Genomic DNA, 18083 nt, shown 5'->3' on the forward strand with positions numbered 1-18083 from the left:
CAAACTTGCTGACTCACTTGATGTCGATTCACTATCACTCAATGATGTTGAGTTACTCAAACTTGCTGACTCGCTTGATGTCGATTCACTCGTACTTGCTGATTCAGATTCCATTGGAACAGTTGCATCAAAGACTGGCGCAACAACACTATAAGTTGGTATCACATCTGAAGAACCAAAAGAAATATACAAGTCTGAATTTTTATAAATACTGTCGCCAGCAGCCAATGTTGTGTAAAATGAAAGCGCATTGCCTTGTGCATCTTGAGCAATCACACCATTCTTATTTAAGACTGGAAAATAACCCGTGGCATCTATGCTGTCCACTTTTTGTGTGCCATTGAATGATACAAAGTCACCCAACACGTAAGTATCACCAGTAGTGCTATTGGTTACTGTCAAATTATTATAGATATAATCCAAGAAAGACTGTACCTGCGCAGCAGTTAAAGTTGTACTGCCATCAACACTTGTATTTACAAACGGAACACATGGTTCTGCCAAATTAATTGTGCCAGTAAAATAGCTACGATTATCAGAATTATTTGACTGCATTGGGCCTATATTAGTTTTGATAGGACCAGTCCCCTGTGTACTTAAATAAACACTCTGAACTGATAGATTCTGCCATTGATCAAAACTATAAAATTGATCGATATCGACACCAACGTGCGCGCCAACATATTCATCAGCGATTGCTTGTGCATCTGTTTTGTCAGCAATATTTGAAGCAATCGTCTCATTTGTACCCGTCGCAACATATCCAGCGGACAAAGCATCATCAACGCTTTGCAACGTGTCAGTTTTTTTAAGTGCACCTATTGTTGATGTCGCTGCTGCTTCACTTGAATTATCATTGCTACCTGTACTCAAACTACTTGCACTGGTTGCATCAGTAGCACTCAAACTAGTTGTTCCATTTCCATCAGATTCACTATTTGACGTCGCAATATCGCTGCTGCTTGTTTGATTATTCACAAGTTGGGTACTAAAATCCCCATTCGTGCTTTCTGTCACTAATGATGTGCTGCTATCATCAGTATTCGTTTGAACAGTGCTAGATTGGGTCGCATTATCGTCCGCACTAACGGTTGTTAAATCCGTCATCATAGCTGCGCCTGCCATAAATGCTAATGCCGCCATCATCCACTGTTTCTTAGCTTTATACATTTTAAACTTGATTGTTCGTACCGGTGTAAAATTATTTGCTGACTTACTCATATTATATCCCACCATTTATTTCACTTACATTTTGTAACATGAAATATTATAACTTTACTTCACAAAAAAGTCAACATTTCTTCACATTTAGATTTTTAATCACTATTTTTGGTGTTTTATCCATATTTTCAGGTTTTTTTGTGAACAAAAAAACTAAAGTAGCTAGCCGAAAGCTAACTACTTTAGTCTGAAATGAGAATTACTATTTATTTGTCTAAGCGGGCACGGAATGCTTTTGTCGCTTCCTCATAGCCAGGCTTACCTAATAGTGCAAACATAGCTGTCTTATAGGCTTCAACACCCGGTTGGTTGAATGGGTTAATGCCAAAAGTATAACCAGACGCCCCAACAGCCATTTCAAAGAAATAAATCATGTAACCGAGTGAATAAGCATCTTGTGCCGGCAAGTGGACAGCCAAGTTAGGCACACCACCATCAACGTGAGCTAAAGTAACCCCTTGAGATGCTTTGGTATTCACTTCATCGATCGTGATACCTTCCAAATATTGCAAACCATCATTGTTGCCTTCTTCATGTGGTAGGTCCAAATTAGATACAGGATTGTCTAACTTAACCACTGTCTCAAACAAATCACGGCGTCCTTCTTGAATGTATTGTCCAAGTGAGTGCAAGTCAGTTGAGAAGTTAGCTGAAGATGGATAGATACCCTTTTGATTTTTACCTTCAGACTCGCCCATCAATTGCTTCCACCACTCTGACAAATATTGCATTGAAGGTTCCCAGTTAATCAACAATTCTGTTGTATAACCCTTATCATACAAAATACGACGAACGGCTGCATATTTATATGCCTCGTTCTTTTTTAAATCAGAATCAGTATATTCGTTTTGCGCATCACGAGCGCCGTCCATCAATTTTTGGATATCAGCGCCTGAAGCAGCAATTGGCAACAAGCCAACAGCTGTCAAAACAGAGAAGCGACCACCGACACCATCAGGAATTGTGAATGTTTCATAACCTGATGCCGCTGCTTCATCGTGCAAAGCACCACGATTGGCATCTGTTGTGGCATAGATACGCTTCTTAGCAGCATCAGAACCATACTTTTTCTCTAACAATTGTTTAAACACACGGAAAGCAATTGATGGTTCCGTTGTTGTGCCAGACTTTGAGATAACGTTGACAGAAAAGTCTTGATCACCAATGACACGAACTAAATCATTTAAGTAAGCTGCAGAAGTTGAGTTACCAGCAAAATAAATTTTAACACCTTGACGTTGGTCATCCGACAATTCATTATTAAACATTGGATTCAAGAAATCAACCGCCATCTTCGCGCCCAAATATGAACCACCAATACCAATGACAACCAAAATCTTTGAATCAGATTGAATTTGTTGCGCCGCCTTTTGAATACGTGCGAATTCTTCCTTGTCGTAATCAGTAGGTAGAGTCAACCAATCAGAATATTCTGCACCAGCGCCCGTACGATTGCGCAATTGTTGGTCAGCCATCGTAATTAATGGTTGCATTTCGTCCAATTCGTGTGGTGCAACAAAATTCTCAATGTTCTTTGTGTCAAATGTAATGTGTGCCATTTTTCGCTCCTATTATTAACATTATGAAATCGTTTTCACTATTATTTTATCACAACTTTGACGCTGCTGCCTCATCAACAATAATTGTAACATTTTCGTGATTTTGTAGAACAGAAGCTGGCACATTTTCAGATACTGGGCCATTAACAGTTGCAGCAATTGCCTCTGCCTTACTGTCACCATAAGCTACTAACAGGATTTGTTTAGCTGACATAACTGACGCAATCCCCATTGAAATAGCTTGGGTTGGCACGTCAGATTCTTTTTCAAAGAAGCGTGCATTTGCATCAATTGTAGATTGCGTTAAATCAACAATATGCGTTGTTGAGTCAAAAGATGTTCCCGGCTCGTTAAAACCAATATGTCCATTTCGACCAATCCCAAGTAATTGTAAGTCGATAGGATTTTCCGCAATAATTTGATCGTATGCTTTAGCTGCTGCTTCATGATCGTCACTTTTACCATCAGGAACATAAGAATGTTTGAAAGGTTTTTGATTAAAGAGATGTTGATTCATAAAATAACGATAACTTTGGTCATTATCACCATCTAATCCCAAATATTCATCCAAGTTGACTGATGTCATATTTGAAAAATCTAAATCACTTGCTGTTAAACGATCATATAATGCAATTGGTGAAGAACCTGTTGCCAAGCCTAACACTTTTGCCCCGCCCTTAATCACATTCTGATAAATTTCAAATGCCTTTTGAGCACCTTCGTCAGCGTTTTTAACTTTGATAATATTCATGATGTGGTCTCCATTCTTAATTGGTCTATACCGCTTTGGTCTATACCAATATAATAGCATTATTTTAACGGAATAACAAGGTCACAATTTGAATAGTCACAAAAAAATCGATCTTTCGATCGATTGCGTTGTCTACCCCTAAAACAGATTGCGCCAAAGTCTCACAAACCAGTTGGCTTGCGTGCCTTTAACACCAGATTTTACAGTTAATTGTTTATCAGTTTTTGGAGTATAAGGTAAATATTGGGCGTCTAAAGCAGGACTGATATACCCAATCGTTTGATTTTTATTTAGCTTGGCAAGCTTAGTGTTCACACTCAAATTCGATAATTTAAGTTGCGTTTTTTTACTTGTCCAAAAAGTTTTGGTTTCCGCCAAATTGACCGGAACTTCAGTCTTCTTTAATGCTTTAAATTTTATATTTTGTATTGTTTGATTACTTGTAAATGTGTGACCTTGCTTTTTGGTTAATACTTCATTGACCACATCCAAAGTAGCTTGATACCGCGTTTTTTCATCCATATAATCACCGGCGCCATTGACAACAGTGATAAACTCATGCCCATTCTGATCCTTAATAATACCTGTAAATGCTGCACCAGATTCAGGTGTTGAGCCGGTTTTTAGCCCTTCAATTACCAGTTTGTTTGGATTAGACAGTTTTGGCATTGTTTGTGTCATCAATTGCCAATAGTCAGTTTTGTCAGTTACCACATAGGACGGCGTTAAATGATACGAAACAGTCAGTTTTTCAGATAGTTTCCGCAATGTTGGGTCCAATGCCAAATCTGCTTTGGCAATCATTGCAAGTTGTTTCGCCGTCGCATGATTGGCAGCAGTCTTTGGAGCACTCTTAACTTGATTTTCAAAGGCATCACCGTTGACTTGACCAGCAGAATTGTACCACTGAGAACCGGTTAAATGTAATGACTTTGCCCACATTTGTAAGGCTTGCTGAGTTGTTTTACCTTTAGGCGTCATAAACTCACCTAGTGCAAATGCAGCATCATTAGCAGAATTAGCAAACATAACGTCATATAATTCTTTAACAGATAATTTATCGCCAGCCTTCACGGCTATATGAGAAAACAGATGGCTGTCTTGATCAGATAAATCTGATTTACTTGTAATTGGTACTTTAGTTGTCCATTTAATTTTGCCAGACTTAATGCCTTGTAAGACACCATAAGCTGTCAACATTTTGGTTTGCGAAGCAATCGATACCTGTTTATCAGCATTTTTGACACCAAGTACTTGACCAGTTTTTGCGTCAATTACAACTGCTGAAGTGGCATTGACACTCAAATTGATTGGTTTATCAGTCACGTGTTTGACATTCGTTGGCTTTGAAACATCTTTTTTACTCGTTGATAGCCCAACAATTAAACCAATCAGTAAAATAACTACTCCGCCAATTATTAGCTTAGTTTGATTCCTCTTCATAACTTACTCCCTTTTGTTTGAGCGGGAGACTAATGACAAAAGTTGTTAAATCATCATCTGATTCAGCAGACACAAGACCATGATGCTGTGTCACAATACCTTTAACAATCGCGAGACCAAGCCCCGTTCCCCCTGTTTTACTATTACGAGAACTTTCTACGCGATAAAAACGATCAAAAATATCGTCTAGCGCATCCCCCGGAATTTTAGCCCCATCATTAATCACACGAATCTCAACATTCTCATCTCGTACTTGAGCTGTTAACTTAATAAACGTGGCGCCATCACCATACTTAAAAGCATTCGTAATTAAATTCATCAACACACGCGCTAACTTATCAGAATCAGCTTCAATCACAATCATCTCTGGATTGGTTAATTGCGTCAACTTAATATTTTTTTCCTGTGCTTCAAGTTCGTAGCTCGCTAATAATTGACCAAACAAATCACTTAAACTTAATGATGTGAGATTCAAAGACGCATCTTGAGCCTGTGTCTTTGAAAATTCAAATAGATCCTCAACCAACACTTTCATTTGATTGGATTTATCATAAGCCGTATGAATATACTTTTTGCGGTTATCGTCGCTAAGATTTTCACCCATTTCTACCAATCCGAGGTAACCAATAATCGCTGTTAATGGCGTACGCAAATCATGTGAAATATTGGTAATCATTTCATCTTTAGAGCGTTCACTAGCGCGTTCTTCTTCTCGAATACGTCGCGTGTTAGTCGCAATCGTGTTAGAAACATCAATCAGCGCTTGCGTTTTGGGCGCATACGTAGCGTGCCAATCAATAGCCATATCCGCATTGTCGGCAGATATTTGTCGTAATTCCCTAATTAATCGCAACAAACTTTCATCTCGTCGCCACTTAACATACTGAACGATAATAATTGCAAAATTACCTAGTACAAATACAAAAAATTCCAGTACCTGCCAAGTATTACTGGAAAATCTATTAACTCGCTGCGCTAAAGCATCAAACCCTGTCATAGTTGTCCAACTATATAGGCAAAGCAACAGCAAAGTAACGATGATATAATAATTTTTTGTGCGATTATGTTTAAAAAATATCGCTATTTTTTTCATTGGTTCACTTCAATTTTATAGCCAACACCCCAAACTGTTTGGATGACTTGGTCACCATTAGTGGCTTCTTCAATTTTGTCACGCAAATGAGAAACGTGCACCATAACTGTTTTTGCTGATACAACCGATTCTTGTTGCCAAACACGCTCAAAAATATCATCAGCTGAGAAAACACGATTAGGATGAGAAGCTAATAAGTACAAAATACCAAATTCTAATGCTGTTAAATTGACCAAATCACCATCTGATGTTTTAACTTCATGGCTGTCTTTATTGATAACAAGTGACCCAATATCTAACACGTCGGGTGTTTGGTCTTGTACAGCATTTTCTGCACGACGCAAGAGTGACCTAACGCGCGCCATTACTTCCAGTGGATTGAATGGTTTAGTAACGTAATCGTCAGCACCTGTGATCAATCCCTGAATTTTATCCATGTCGCCTGACTTAGCTGACAACATCAAAATTGGAATACGACTATCCTTACGTACCGCTTTGACAACTTCTAGACCATTCATATTTGGCATCATCACGTCTAAAATCATCAAAGCGATGTCTGGGTTTGTGTTCAGCTTTGACATTGCTTCTTTGCCATCACCGGCCATAATTGGGTCATAGCCTTCATTTTTTAAATAAATTTCTAATAACTCTGCAATTTCAAGATCATCATCAACGACTAGAATTTTCATGGTTCAATTTCCTTTCAATTACTTTTGCGCAGCTTCTAAGCGCGCTTGTTGTGATAATTGACTAATGGCGAAGAAACCACCCTTTAAGCCAGCGCGTTGACGATTCCAACGGAAGGCAAGATAAGCAACGGCCGCCAAGACAATATAGACAATCGCAGGCAATGTTGGGTTAATAACAGCTGGCAACATACCCAAAACGACGAATCCTAAAATCCAAGCTACCATCGCAGCAATAAGATAACCCCAGCGACGGCTACGAGAATTAGTTTGTTCAGGTGCTTTTGGGTTAGGTGTTAACTTCAAAACCACTGCTGTATAAATCGACCCACCCAGTCCGGCAATCAGCAACAAAGAAATAATTCCTGCGCCTTGATTGCGATTGTTTTTTGAGAAAAACAGTGTCAAACCAAAGACTAAAGCAAATAACATAAATATGGCTAATGATGTATCAATCGCTAAGGTACTAAATTTGAAATCAAAAAGTTTTTTAGCTGTTTTTTTAGGATCAAGATACTGTTGAACAGCTTGTGTTGGTGTACCAAACAATTGCGCCGCTGTTTGTCCTTGACCTTGTGTTGCCAACAGTTTAGCTTCTACCTCTGATACAATGGCGTCTATTTTTTCACCATCTAATTTTTTATTTTGAGCCAATAGTTTTTTGAATTGGAACATAAAATCCTGATTTTTTTTCGTTAATTCACGATTTTCTGACATGCGTTGTTGCCTCCCTAGGTTATGTACGGCGCGAGTGCACCTTTATATTGATTAAACGTTAAATCGGAACTCGATAATATCGCCGTCTTGCACGACATATTCCTTACCTTCTGAGCGCAGTTTTCCGGCTTCTTTCACTGCTTTAACTGAGCCTAAAGCATCTAAGTCGTCAAAACTAATCGTTTCAGCACGAATAAAACCACGTTCAAAATCAGAATGAATGACACCAGCAGCTTGTGGCGCCTTGGCACCTGCTCTAAAAGTCCAAGCACGTGTTTCTTTACCACCAGCTGTGAAGAAAGTCCGCAAATCAAGCAAATGATAGGCTGCTCGAATCAACTTATTCAATCCAGGCTCATCAACCCCAGCCATCTCCAAAAATTCAGCACGTTCATCATCTGGTAGTTCGGCAATTTCTTCTTCTGCACTTGCTGACAAACCAATGACATCAGCACCTTCGCTATTAGCAAACGTTTTGATTTCATTAAAGTACTTTGAAGATTCAGGATCAGCCATATCATCTTCAGCCAAATTAGCAACATACAAAACGGGTTTTGTAGTCAATAAGAATAAGCCTTTGACAATTTTTTGTTCATCATCGTTAAACGCAACTGTTCGAGCGGATTGTCCCGCTTCTAGTGCTGGCTTTAATCTTTCAAGAACTGCAAATTCAGCTTTAGCAGCCTTATCGCTGCCCTTAGCCGCGCGAGCTACCTTGGCATACCGCTTGTCAACCGTTTCAAGGTCGGCCAAAATCAGCTCAGTGTTAATTGTTTCAATGTCATCCAACGGATTAACAACACCATTCACATGAATAATTTCATCACCATCAAAAGCGCGGACAACGTGGACAATGGCATTCACTTGACGAATGTTTTCTAGGAATTTATTCCCTAATCCTTCACCTTGTGAGGCGCCTTTAACAATACCAGCAATATCTGTGAATTCAAAAGTTGTTGGGATAACTTTATCAGCAGGTTCAATGGCTTGAATGCGTGCCAAACGCTCGTCTGGTACTTCTACCATACCAACGTTGGGCTCAATCGTCGCAAAAGGATAGTTAGCCATTTCTGCACCAGCTTTCGTAATTGCGTTAAATAATGTTGATTTGCCGACGTTTGGAAGGCCGACGATTCCAGCAGTAAGTGCCATGTTAATCTTCTTTCTGACTTGCTTCTTCAAGTATTTTTTTCAATCGTTTGTTAAAATCAAAACGCGACATCATAATCCCACGTCCACATTTTGTACAAGATAATTTAATATCTGCGCCAACACGCGTAATTTCCCAAGCATTGGCACCACAAGCATGTGGTTTTTTCATTTCAACAATGTCATGTAAATTGTATGTTAATGGTGTTGCCATCAATCTACCTCGATATTTAATAACGCTAAAATGCGACTTAAATCATCATTTGAAACATAGTTAATTTCAATTTTGCCATTCCCTTTGGTGGCTGTGTTGACTTTAACTTTTGTGCCAAATTTTTCTTCTAGTTGTGTGGCAACTGCCGCAATGAACGGTGAAATTTGTGGCTTTTCAGAGGCAGCAGGCTCATCACCAGATTCATTGATTTGTTTAACTAATGCTTCAACTTGACGGACATTTAAACCACGCGCCATAATTGTAGCAACAACTTTGTCAATTTGTGATTTTTTCTTTAAGCCTAATACAGCTCTTGCCTGTCCCATTGATAAATCACCATCTTGTAACAATGTTTGGACATTTTCTGGTAACTTCAACAGTCGCAATGCATTTGCCACAGTTGCTCTATCTTTACCAACTTTTTCAGCAAGTTGAGCTTGGCTAAGTGACAATCTTGTCATTAAAGCATCAAATGCTTGCGCTTCTTCAATGACATTCAAATCATCACGCTGTAAGTTTTCAATTAGTGCCACGGCTGCCATCGTGTCATCATCAACCTGACGCACAATAGCTGGTATAGTGGTTAATTTAGCTAATCGTGAAGCGCGTACACGTCGCTCACCAGCAATAATTTGATAGCTTTTACCGTCTTCACGAACGATAATCGGTGTTAAAACACCGCTATCTTGAACCGACGTTGCCAATTCCTGTAACTTCGTCTCGTCAAAATGACGGCGTGGTTGAAATGGATTAGGCTTTATAGCACTCAAGTTAAGCTGCACAACATTCTCGGTTGCAGTCGGCTCTTTTGTTGCAGATTTTGTATGTTCAACTGCTGATTTTGACACATTATTGGCGCCAAATAGTGAACTCATGCCTTTTCCAAGGCCACCTTTTTTATTTGCCATATTGCTTCAAGACCTCCTGTGCCAGATCATTGTAAACTTGAGCACCAACACTTCTTGGGTCAAAATCAATGATTGCTTGTCCATAAGATGGCGCCTCGCTCAAACGAACTGTTCTTGGGATGATTGTCTCATAGACTTTGTCATCAAAGTAATTCCGCACTTCTTGCGCAACCTGCTTGGCCAAATTTGTGCGTCCGTCATACATTGTCAATAAAATTCCGGCAACGTCTAACTCTGGATTGAATTGCTGGCGAACCAGCTCAATTGTATTCAACAATTGGCCCAACCCTTCTAAGGCGTAAAATTCAGTTTGTACAGGAATAAGAATAGCATCTGCTGCCGTAAATGCATTGACAGTTAACAAGCCTAAAGCTGGTGGATTATCAATCAAAATAAAGTCATAATCATCACGCACTTTTTCAAGTGCTGTTTTCAAACGATATTCACGTTTTTCTTGATTTGATAATTCGATTTCAGCGCCTGATAATTGAATGGTAGCGGGCACTAAATCATAATTATCCGTTGGAATAATAACATCATGCAACGGTGTTTGCTCAACGATAACGTCATAACTATCAACTGTTAAAGCTGATTTATCAACGCCAGATCCACTAGTCGCATTACCTTGCGCATCAATATCAACCAATAAGACACGCTGCCCAGCTTGTGCTAATGCTGCGCCTAAATTGATACTTGTAGTGGTCTTACCAACACCACCTTTTTGATTGGCTAATGCAATTATTTGTGCCATTTTAGGCGCCTCCTATTTTAGTTTAAGCAATTGGTTTTTTACTTGGCGTACCCGCTTGACGCGGATACTTCTTAGGTGTTTTAGTCACTTTATCAACAATTTGTATAAATCGTGAATCACCATTAGGCAATTCAAACGCGTATTCATCGCGCATTTTACCACCCAAAGTTTGCAAGGCTTTTTGACCATCAGCCAATTCTTGTTGCGCAGCTGCACCTTTCATGACTAGAAATTCACCACCAATGTGGACAAATGGCAACGTATACTCGGCCAATACGCTCGTCCGTGCAACAGCACGCGCTGTTGCATAATCAAATTGCTCCCTGAGCGTTGGGTTTTGTCCGATATCCTCAGCACGCCCATGAACAATAGTAACGTCACTTAACTTAAGCTCCTCGACAACGGTTTGTAAAAACTTAACCCGTTTTTGCAAAGCGTCCACCAAGGTGATTTTAAGATTTGGAAAGGCAATTTTGAGTGGTATCGATGGAAAGCCAGCGCCAGTACCAATATCAATTAAGCTATGCTCACCATCCTGCAAGTTTTTTTCATAAAATGCAACTGTCAGTGAATCATAAAAATGTTTGAGATAGACCTCTGATTTTTCAGTGATTGCCGTCAGATTAACACTGGCATTAGCTGTCACTAATAATTCATAATATTGTTCAAATTGCGCTAATTGCGCATCAGTTAATGTCATGCCGGCTTGTTTGAGTGCATTCATGAAGTCTTCGTTTGTCAATTGTGTTCTCCAATTTTAATTAGTTCAGCACACAAAAAGCGCCATTTTCAACTACTACTAGAATACCTAAAAATGGGCTATTTTTCAAGTTTTCCCGCGTTGATATTTGCATCATCGATTTGCGCAACCATCAACAAAAACCAAGCATTAAACGCTGGTCCATCAATATCAAGTGCCACATGAGTATTTGTCGTATCATGGGTACTTTGTAAAATGTCACCGACAGTCGCACCAATTGCCGGTCCGCTTGTCACTACATCAATCCAAATGTCCCTCATTTGATATTTTTCGGGGTGCAATAAGTAATATAACGTATTAACGTCATGCATTGGCTTACCAGTTCCCGTGTGATCAGCGTAGTGGTCAAATAACGCTGACAACATTCGTCCCGTTTCATTGATCTGTGCTAATGTTGCTAAAGAATCAGTTGTCAAAACAGCCTTTTCTGTTACATCAAGACCCAACATTGTAATAGACAAACCACTTTCAAACACAATTTTGGCAGCATCCGGATCAGTAAAAACATTAAATTCAGCTACTGATGTCAAATTTCCACCAGACAAACTGCCACCCATAATCACTAATCGCTCAATTTTCTGCAAATCGTCTGGAAATCGCTCTATCAACATCGCGATATTAGTAAATGCCCCAACCGCAACCAACGTAATCGGTTCATGTGATGCCTGTATGGCCTGATGCATGGCCACAACTGCTTCGTCGGCAATTGTTTGAGTGGATAATGTGCCAAAACCATAGCCCGGCATGCCGCTTTCACCATGAATTGCCGCTGCATCTTTAAATGGCTTGACGAGTGGTTTTTCTGCACCGCGAGCTACTTTAACATCTTGTCGATTGAAATAATGCGTTAACTTCAGCGCATTCAGCGTTGTTTTATCGACAGAAACGTTTCCCGCAACCGTCGTTACCAATCGCACATCAAAAGCAGAATTTGTCAGTAATATGCTGAGTGCCGCAGCATCGTCAATGCCCGGGTCAGTGTCAAAAATAATCGGAATTGTCATGTTTTCCCCTTTAGTTATTATTGTTATTATTATACCAAAGCTTTCAACTTGACATTTTTGAAAGTCCGTTTTATTATGGTCTTAATCTAGGAAAGGGGGTCATAACTTTTGAGTAATTCTAACGGAAAACGCTCAATCGTTTTGGCCGCTTAATAGGAAAAGCGGTCGATTCGATTGCAGCAACCACGAAGCAAGTTTGATTTAGATTCTGCTTCGTGGTTTTTTATTGCCTTTTACATGTCATTTGCCAAATAAAAAAGCACCCCAAATCGGTGTGCTTTTGCAAATAATTATTTACGTGCTGCGAGTTTGAAATCCAAAGGAACGCCGACAGCATGGTGATAGAATCCCGTAACATCAGGATTAACTAATTCTGGTTGTGCTTGGTAATACAGCGGATTCAAAATGGCTTGTTGATTGATAATTTTTTCCAATCCCTTTTCGTCAGCCGCGCGTTTAGTATCATTTGTAGCATCAACACCCTTTGCTTTGTTCCATAATGCATCGTAATCAGCGTTTGAGTTGTGGTTGTAGTTATTAGCATTGCCAGTCGAAGCCAAATCTAAGAATGTAGTTGGTTCGGCATAATCAGCACCCCACTGCGTCAACATGATTTGGAAATTAGCATTCGAGCCATCTTGCAAACGTTGCTTGAATGGCACAAACTTTTCGGTCACTTTTAAGCCAGGCAGATTCTTACTCCATTGGCCTTGCAAATAATTGACCACATCTTTCGCGTTGGCAACACGATCCGTATCGGCTTCAATTTCGAGGGTAATTGATTTTTCACCCAACTCTTTTAGTCCTTCTTGGAATAGTTGTTGCGCTTTTTCTTTATTGTACTTGTAGTCTTGTTTAGCATACGTCGCAAAATCAGTCCCATTTACCGAGCTCAATCCTTTAGGTGTAAATGATGTGGCTGGTGTTGACGTACCTGACAATACTTGTGAATTTAACTCTGAACGGTTCGTCACTAAATTCAATGCTTGACGAATCTTCGTATTATTCAACGCCTTGACATTTCCGGACTGGTTATAAGCCAAAAATACAGTCGTTGCTTGCGGCGTGATGCGATATCCCTTATTATTCTTATTTGCCTCTGATAATTGTGGCGTGTTAACCAATGCAGAGTCCAGCTTACCTGTCTTATACATTTGCACAGCGACTTCAGCTTTTTGAATCACTTGCAAATCAATTTCAGGTGTCTTAACAGCTTTTGCATCCCAGTAATACTTATTCTTAACTAACTTAAACTTATTGTTTGTTCCGTTCCAACCCTTAAATACGTAAGGTCCATTGTAAAGCGTCTTGCTAGCGGTTGTCCCGTACTTTTTACCATATTTTTCAACAAAGCTTTGCTTTTGTGGGAAGAAAGTTGGGAACGTCAACAAACTTTTAAATTGCGGCATTGGCTTTTCCAGTGAAACTGTTAAGGTATTACCACTGGCTTTAATACCCAAAGTACTTTTATCAGCCTTACCCGCTTGGATCGCGTCAGCATTTTTAATTCCGCTATACAAATAAGCGTATTCTGACGCCGTTTTTTGATCATTGGCACGTTGCCAAGCATAAACGAAGTCTTTTGCCGTTAACTTACTGCCATCAGACCACTTGAGCCCATTGCGCAAGGTAATCGTCCAAGTTTTGCCATCAGCAGAAGATTTAATTGATTTGGCAAGGGCCAACTGTGGCTTCCCATTCTTGTCAGCGCGAAGTAAACCTTCACCAGCATTACCAACAACATCCATTGAATATTCATCAGTAATTGTTGCCGAATCCAACCCATTCAAAGGTGTCGGTAACGAAAAGTGTAGTGTTTTATCACTGCTAGTGCCAGAACTCCCCCACAAGCCAGCTGCACGAGTGCCACCGACAACAGCCACAACGACTACACCACCAATTGTTAGTTTTTGCCATTTCTTCATTAAAATATCCTCACTATATTCTACCGTATTTTTTCATTTTACCACATTAAAGACTAATCGGCTGTATAAATGCAATAATTAGGCACTTTTTTCACGGTTAGTCTAATGAATAAACATTGATGACGAATATGTACCAATTTTCAGGAATATTATATATATTTTATGTAATAACATAGACAGAACAAAAATATTGTCTTATACTAAGGGCTAACAAGATAAACAAATCAATATATATAGCTATTTTAGCGAGGTAAAATTATGATTGGTATAGAATATATTTTAGAAACGGATTGGAAGCAATCCGCATATATTATTGCGACTGGCGATACGCAATTGGTCAATGTATCAGATCGTGTCCACCATTTATGGCGTGACTCATCTCATGCGCGTGCACTACCACGTGACAATCGGATTAAAGAACAAGCACGTATTTTGTCTGATTTTCAGGAAAACGGTTGGGCATAGTTTGATTAAAGTTAAGTAATTAAAGCAGCCTTACTTCGTCGAGAAAAAAATATTACATTTGCTTTTTATATGCAAAATAAAAACGAACGGTCGATTAGACTGTTCGTTTTGTTTTTATGCCGCCGGTGGGAGTCGAACCCACACGGTGTTGCCACCACTGGATTTTGAGTCCAGCGCGTCTGCCAATTCCGCCACAGCGGCATGCGCTGTATGATTGCTTGATTTCAAACAACTACACTAGAATACCAAGATATCGCTACCCTGTCAACCCTTTTTATTTTTTTCTCTTTCTTCAGCCAAAAATTCTTCGTGCGTTTCTTTTTTCAGAACGTGCGAAACGTGATTTAGGGCGTTGTCTAAAAGCGTCAAAACGTGAGAATCACTCAAACAATATAGAATTTCACGCCCCTGACGTTTGGTTTGCACTAATTGTGCCTCACGCAAGAGTTTCAACTGATGAGAAACAGCCGATTGTTCCATATCTAAGATTGCGATGATTTCTGAGACGCTATAAGCGCGTTCACGCAAAAGCTCTAAAATCGTTAATCGCTGGCGATTACCCAATAATTTAAAAATGGTTTCTAGTTCAATAATGACATCTTTTTTCATACCCCTATTATAACAGGGTAAATAAATGTTGTAATGTACCAGCTGCAAACATGACATAAATACCGAGTGCAACATAGATAATCAGCTGTACTTTATCACCAAAGCGTTCTAATAGTCGATAAATAATCGGCATCTGTGTCACTTTATAAGCAAGCAATAAAGCCAACGATAAAATCACAATAAAGATTGCAAAAATTAATGGTAACAAGGTTAAATTAATCGTTGTAAAATACGGCACATACAGCGCAATGTTATCAGCACCACATGTCGCTATCGTAATGCCCACCATCTTGAAAATTAATTGTTGATTGTCTGAATGACGTAAATTATCCGCAACTTCAGCCACCTCATCTGAGTTGGTATAATAATTTTTGATACCAATAAAAATTGGCAAAATACCTAACAAGCCTAATAGCCATTCTTCCGGTACTTGTTTGAGACCCAAAGCAATGCCTACCGAAATCATCACCAACACCGCATTACCAAGATAAGCGCCGAAAACGACTGATCGTACTTGCGCTGATTTGCGGTATTGTCCAAAAATAAATAGCAAAATAATAAAATAATCAGTTGTCGTCCCAATATATGATAGTGCCGCCGTTATTAATGTTTGTAACATGTTTTCAATTACCTTTATATGAAATTTTATTCATATAAATTATAACATGAAATATTTTTCATGTATAGACCAAAAAAATAGCTGCCGCTTGATATCAACCATTTTCAACAGCGTTGACACTCTTTGAAATAACCGTTTTAATCAATTAGCAGTTATGTGTTTAACTATCGTGACGTGCGACCATTGATGAAATCTTTGCATGGCGAGCAACGTAAGCGGCTTGTGAACCTAGCGATCCCCAGAAACCTTCACGCGAATGTGCACCAACAATAATCAAGTCAGCGCCAACACGTGGTGCAATATCCTGCACAAGTACCTCGCCTGCCTTAGCACCATCCGCAAAAATCGTTTCAACGTTAACGGCCCCTTTTGAGACAGCGTACGCACGATATTTTTCCAAATTAGCTTCAAACTCGGCACGTTTTTCTTTAATAAAATCAAGGTGTAGTGCGTCGATTGTTGACAAATCACCCATTTCTAAAACTGTGGCAATTGTCAACTTTGATCCGTCTTCACTAGCCTGATGAATCGCATTAGCTAAAGCAAAGTAGCCTTGCTGTGATTCATCAACACCAACTAAGATGTTTTTAAATTGCATTGGTTCGATGTTTAAGTTTAATTCACTCATGATATCTCTCCTCTTAGGCACCAAATAGTTGACCAATAATTTGTACAACCAACTGAATATTCAAAACTGTTAAGACAGCAAATGTAATCCATCCCAAAATTGTCATCCACATTGGATTAGCAAATTCTTTACCCATAATCTTCTTTGATGACGTGAATAAAATCAATGGTGCCATGGCGAATGGCAAGGCAACTGATAAGAAGACCTGTGAATAAACCAGCAATTGATCGAGTTTATCTTCAGCGCCACCGTAAATCAATGTGAAAGCAACAACTGGTATCAAAGCTAATCCACGTGTTACGACACGACGTAACCACATTGGGATACGCATGTGTAAGAAGCCTTCCATAATGATTTCACCGGTTAATGTACCAGTAATGGTTGAGTTTTGACCTGATGCTAGCAAAGCAACCGCAAATAGTGTTGATAGTATTGGTGAAGCAACTGCACCAGCAATTGTCTTATCACCCAAAGCACTATACATTGAACCAAAAGTACCAACTTTATCAGCGTGACCAAAGAACAAAGCCGCTCCCAAAATCAAAAGTAATGAATTGATAACAAAAGCCAAAGACAATTGGATATTTGAATCCCATGTCATAAAGCGAACCGCTTCTTTAATTGCAGATTTGTCATTACGATCAACCTTACGTGTTTGTGAAATTGATGAGTGCAAGTAAAGGTTGTGTGGCATAACTGTAGCACCAATAATACCCAAAGTCAGTGTCAACTTAGAGTCGCCACCACCAATAGGTGAAGCACTACTTAAATCTTGTAGTTGTGGCAAATAACCACCAAACAAAGCTGTCAATTCAGGCTTTGATAGCACAACGAGATAAGCAAAGATAACCAAGATTGTGATGATAAGCGTCATCACAATCGCTTCAATCTTTCGGAAACCAAATTTCATTAGTAACAGCAGCAACACAACATCAAAGGCTGTCGTCAGAACAGAGGCAATCATTGACCAACCAAACAACAAGTGTAAGGCAATCGCGCCACCAATAACTTCAGCGATATCTGTGGCCATTAATGCCAACTCTGTCATAATCCAAAGTGCAATACCACCTGGTTTGTTAGTGCGATCACGCGTTGCTTGTGCCAAATCTTCTTGTTTGACAATACCTAATTTACCGGCCATATATTGTAACATCATGGCAATCAATGATGAAATCAATACGACTGATAACAAAACATAACGGTACTGTGCACCACCACCAACAGAAGTTACCCAGTTACCCGGATCCATATAACCAACGGCAACAAGAGCACCAGGGCCTGAAAAGGCTAATAATTTTCGCCAGAATGAACCATCTTTCGGTGCTTCAATCGAGCTGTTAACATCACTCAAACTCAAAGTGTCATCAGCATTTTCAACTAGATGATGCTTTGGGTTAACGCTTGTAGAATCTTGCATTCTATCTCTCCTTTAGATTTCTCCTCAGAACAAAATAAACGAATTTCGACTTGACATATCGTGAATATTCACTTGTCGGCAAACTTACTGCGTGCCAAACAGATACAACAAGTGCTAAATAAATTTCATAAAGGGTTTCATTCAACACCGCAGTTGAAAGCTTA

Annotated in this window: 19 protein-coding genes and 1 tRNA gene; 1 reads left to right on the top strand and 19 read right to left on the bottom strand. The window is 39.4% G+C overall.

All coding sequences use genetic code 11. The annotated features are described in order from the left end of the window. The 14 genes from IAE53_RS07900 to IAE53_RS07965 form a co-directional block, all read right to left on the bottom strand. The coding region (locus tag IAE53_RS07900; protein ID WP_200554212.1) for a KxYKxGKxW signal peptide domain-containing protein at positions 1 to 1221 on the bottom strand (1221 nt) is incomplete at its 3' end. Between the two features lie 206 nt (positions 1222 to 1427). Then, a complete protein-coding gene (locus IAE53_RS07905) occupies positions 1428 to 2780 on the bottom strand; it encodes a glucose-6-phosphate isomerase (RefSeq protein ID WP_010287377.1) in 1353 nt (450 codons plus the stop codon). Between the two features lie 49 nt (positions 2781 to 2829). Then, positions 2830 to 3531 carry a glucosamine-6-phosphate deaminase gene (locus IAE53_RS07910; protein ID WP_188353197.1) on the bottom strand — a complete coding sequence of 234 codons (702 nt, stop codon included), beginning with the start codon at positions 3529 to 3531 and terminating at the stop codon, positions 2830 to 2832. A 138-nt stretch (positions 3532 to 3669) separates the two neighbouring features. Beyond that, positions 3670 to 4974, bottom strand: coding sequence for a D-alanyl-D-alanine carboxypeptidase family protein (locus IAE53_RS07915; protein WP_188353198.1), 1305 nt, complete (start codon positions 4972 to 4974; stop codon positions 3670 to 3672). Further along, positions 4955 to 6067, bottom strand: coding sequence for a cell wall metabolism sensor histidine kinase WalK (locus IAE53_RS07920; protein WP_148423558.1), 1113 nt, complete (start codon positions 6065 to 6067; stop codon positions 4955 to 4957). Before IAE53_RS07920 ends, IAE53_RS07915 begins: the two co-directional genes overlap by 20 nt. Beyond that, the gene (locus IAE53_RS07925) at positions 6064 to 6756 is read right to left on the bottom strand and encodes a response regulator transcription factor (RefSeq protein ID WP_010287370.1); all 693 of its coding nucleotides are present in this window, start codon (positions 6754 to 6756) and stop codon (positions 6064 to 6066) included. Before IAE53_RS07925 ends, IAE53_RS07920 begins: the two co-directional genes overlap by 4 nt. 18 nt (positions 6757 to 6774) lie before the next feature. Continuing rightward, positions 6775 to 7470 (bottom strand): DUF1129 domain-containing protein, encoded by a 696-nt coding sequence (locus IAE53_RS07930; protein WP_188353199.1) that lies wholly within the window; start codon positions 7468 to 7470, stop codon positions 6775 to 6777. A gap of 51 nt (positions 7471 to 7521) precedes the next feature. After that, entirely contained in the window at positions 7522 to 8622 is a 1101-nt protein-coding gene (ychF, locus tag IAE53_RS07935) for a redox-regulated ATPase YchF (protein WP_188353200.1), read from the bottom strand. Position 8623: 1 nt separating this feature from the next. Further along, complete coding sequence (locus tag IAE53_RS07940) at positions 8624 to 8833, bottom strand: DUF951 domain-containing protein (RefSeq protein WP_010287367.1); 210 nt, start codon at positions 8831 to 8833, stop codon at positions 8624 to 8626. Then, a complete protein-coding gene (locus IAE53_RS07945; RefSeq protein WP_200136272.1) occupies positions 8833 to 9741 on the bottom strand; it encodes a ParB/RepB/Spo0J family partition protein in 909 nt (302 codons plus the stop codon). The genes IAE53_RS07940 and IAE53_RS07945 overlap by 1 nt, the downstream gene beginning before the upstream one ends. Then, positions 9731 to 10492 (bottom strand): ParA family protein, encoded by a 762-nt coding sequence (locus tag IAE53_RS07950; RefSeq protein WP_010287362.1) that lies wholly within the window; start codon positions 10490 to 10492, stop codon positions 9731 to 9733. The genes IAE53_RS07945 and IAE53_RS07950 overlap by 11 nt, the downstream gene beginning before the upstream one ends. Before the next feature lie 22 nt (positions 10493 to 10514). Then, positions 10515 to 11234: a 16S rRNA (guanine(527)-N(7))-methyltransferase RsmG gene (rsmG, locus tag IAE53_RS07955; RefSeq protein ID WP_200136273.1), complete on the bottom strand. Its 720-nt coding sequence runs from the start codon at positions 11232 to 11234 to the stop codon at positions 10515 to 10517. A gap of 77 nt (positions 11235 to 11311) precedes the next feature. Beyond that, positions 11312 to 12256 carry a ribonucleoside hydrolase RihC gene (gene rihC, locus IAE53_RS07960; RefSeq protein ID WP_188353203.1) on the bottom strand — a complete coding sequence of 315 codons (945 nt, stop codon included), beginning with the start codon at positions 12254 to 12256 and terminating at the stop codon, positions 11312 to 11314. 290 nt (positions 12257 to 12546) lie between these two features. Further along, entirely contained in the window at positions 12547 to 14181 is a 1635-nt protein-coding gene (locus IAE53_RS07965) for a peptide ABC transporter substrate-binding protein (RefSeq protein WP_148423552.1), read from the bottom strand. Positions 14182 to 14439: 258 nt separating this feature from the next. Here IAE53_RS07965 and IAE53_RS07970 point away from each other — a divergent pair, with 258 nt between their 5' ends. Next, positions 14440 to 14646, top strand: a complete 207-nt coding sequence (locus IAE53_RS07970) for a hypothetical protein (RefSeq protein ID WP_010287354.1) — start codon at positions 14440 to 14442, stop codon at positions 14644 to 14646. A 117-nt stretch (positions 14647 to 14763) separates the two neighbouring features. Here the strand turns inward: IAE53_RS07970 and IAE53_RS07975 are convergent. The 5 genes from IAE53_RS07975 to IAE53_RS07995 all read right to left on the bottom strand — a co-directional run bounded on the left by IAE53_RS07975 (position 14764) and on the right by IAE53_RS07995 (position 17919). Next, a tRNA-Leu gene (locus IAE53_RS07975) sits at positions 14764 to 14847 on the bottom strand. A 63-nt stretch (positions 14848 to 14910) separates the two neighbouring features. After that, a complete protein-coding gene (locus IAE53_RS07980) occupies positions 14911 to 15255 on the bottom strand; it encodes a helix-turn-helix transcriptional regulator (RefSeq protein ID WP_139968369.1) in 345 nt (114 codons plus the stop codon). A 7-nt stretch (positions 15256 to 15262) separates the two neighbouring features. Beyond that, a complete protein-coding gene (locus tag IAE53_RS07985) occupies positions 15263 to 15874 on the bottom strand; it encodes a cadmium resistance transporter (RefSeq protein ID WP_148423551.1) in 612 nt (203 codons plus the stop codon). A 160-nt stretch (positions 15875 to 16034) separates the two neighbouring features. Beyond that, the gene (locus IAE53_RS07990; protein ID WP_010287346.1) at positions 16035 to 16502 is read right to left on the bottom strand and encodes a universal stress protein; all 468 of its coding nucleotides are present in this window, start codon (positions 16500 to 16502) and stop codon (positions 16035 to 16037) included. 13 nt (positions 16503 to 16515) lie between these two features. After that, complete coding sequence (locus IAE53_RS07995) at positions 16516 to 17919, bottom strand: Nramp family divalent metal transporter (protein ID WP_200136274.1); 1404 nt, start codon at positions 17917 to 17919, stop codon at positions 16516 to 16518. Between the last annotated feature and the right edge of the window lie 164 nt (positions 17920 to 18083).

The organism is Leuconostoc sp. S50, from assembly GCF_016624925.1.
Taxonomy (GTDB): domain Bacteria; phylum Bacillota; class Bacilli; order Lactobacillales; family Lactobacillaceae; genus Leuconostoc; species Leuconostoc pseudomesenteroides.

What these genes read in the sequence shown, in the direction of transcription:
- IAE53_RS07905 (WP_010287377.1), bottom strand. Translation starts at nt 2,780, where the DNA reads ATGGCACACATTACATTTGACACAAAGAACATTGAGAATTTTGTTGCA.
- IAE53_RS07910 (WP_188353197.1), bottom strand. Translation starts at nt 3,531, where the DNA reads ATGAATATTATCAAAGTTAAAAACGCTGACGAAGGTGCTCAAAAGGCA.
- IAE53_RS07915 (WP_188353198.1), bottom strand. Translation starts at nt 4,974, where the DNA reads ATGAAGAGGAATCAAACTAAGCTAATAATTGGCGGAGTAGTTATTTTA.
- IAE53_RS07920 (WP_148423558.1), bottom strand. Translation starts at nt 6,067, where the DNA reads ATGAAAAAAATAGCGATATTTTTTAAACATAATCGCACAAAAAATTAT.
- IAE53_RS07925 (WP_010287370.1), bottom strand. Translation starts at nt 6,756, where the DNA reads ATGAAAATTCTAGTCGTTGATGATGATCTTGAAATTGCAGAGTTATTA.
- IAE53_RS07930 (WP_188353199.1), bottom strand. Translation starts at nt 7,470, where the DNA reads ATGTCAGAAAATCGTGAATTAACGAAAAAAAATCAGGATTTTATGTTC.
- ychF (WP_188353200.1), bottom strand. Translation starts at nt 8,622, where the DNA reads ATGGCACTTACTGCTGGAATCGTCGGCCTTCCAAACGTCGGCAAATCA.
- IAE53_RS07940 (WP_010287367.1), bottom strand. Translation starts at nt 8,833, where the DNA reads ATGGCAACACCATTAACATACAATTTACATGACATTGTTGAAATGAAA.
- IAE53_RS07945 (WP_200136272.1), bottom strand. Translation starts at nt 9,741, where the DNA reads ATGGCAAATAAAAAAGGTGGCCTTGGAAAAGGCATGAGTTCACTATTT.
- IAE53_RS07950 (WP_010287362.1), bottom strand. Translation starts at nt 10,492, where the DNA reads ATGGCACAAATAATTGCATTAGCCAATCAAAAAGGTGGTGTTGGTAAG.
- rihC (WP_188353203.1), bottom strand. Translation starts at nt 12,256, where the DNA reads ATGACAATTCCGATTATTTTTGACACTGACCCGGGCATTGACGATGCT.
- IAE53_RS07965 (WP_148423552.1), bottom strand. Translation starts at nt 14,181, where the DNA reads ATGAAGAAATGGCAAAAACTAACAATTGGTGGTGTAGTCGTTGTGGCT.
- IAE53_RS07970 (WP_010287354.1), top strand. Translation starts at nt 14,440, where the DNA reads ATGATTGGTATAGAATATATTTTAGAAACGGATTGGAAGCAATCCGCA.
- IAE53_RS07980 (WP_139968369.1), bottom strand. Translation starts at nt 15,255, where the DNA reads ATGAAAAAAGATGTCATTATTGAACTAGAAACCATTTTTAAATTATTG.
- IAE53_RS07985 (WP_148423551.1), bottom strand. Translation starts at nt 15,874, where the DNA reads ATGTTACAAACATTAATAACGGCGGCACTATCATATATTGGGACGACA.
- IAE53_RS07990 (WP_010287346.1), bottom strand. Translation starts at nt 16,502, where the DNA reads ATGAGTGAATTAAACTTAAACATCGAACCAATGCAATTTAAAAACATC.
- IAE53_RS07995 (WP_200136274.1), bottom strand. Translation starts at nt 17,919, where the DNA reads ATGCAAGATTCTACAAGCGTTAACCCAAAGCATCATCTAGTTGAAAAT.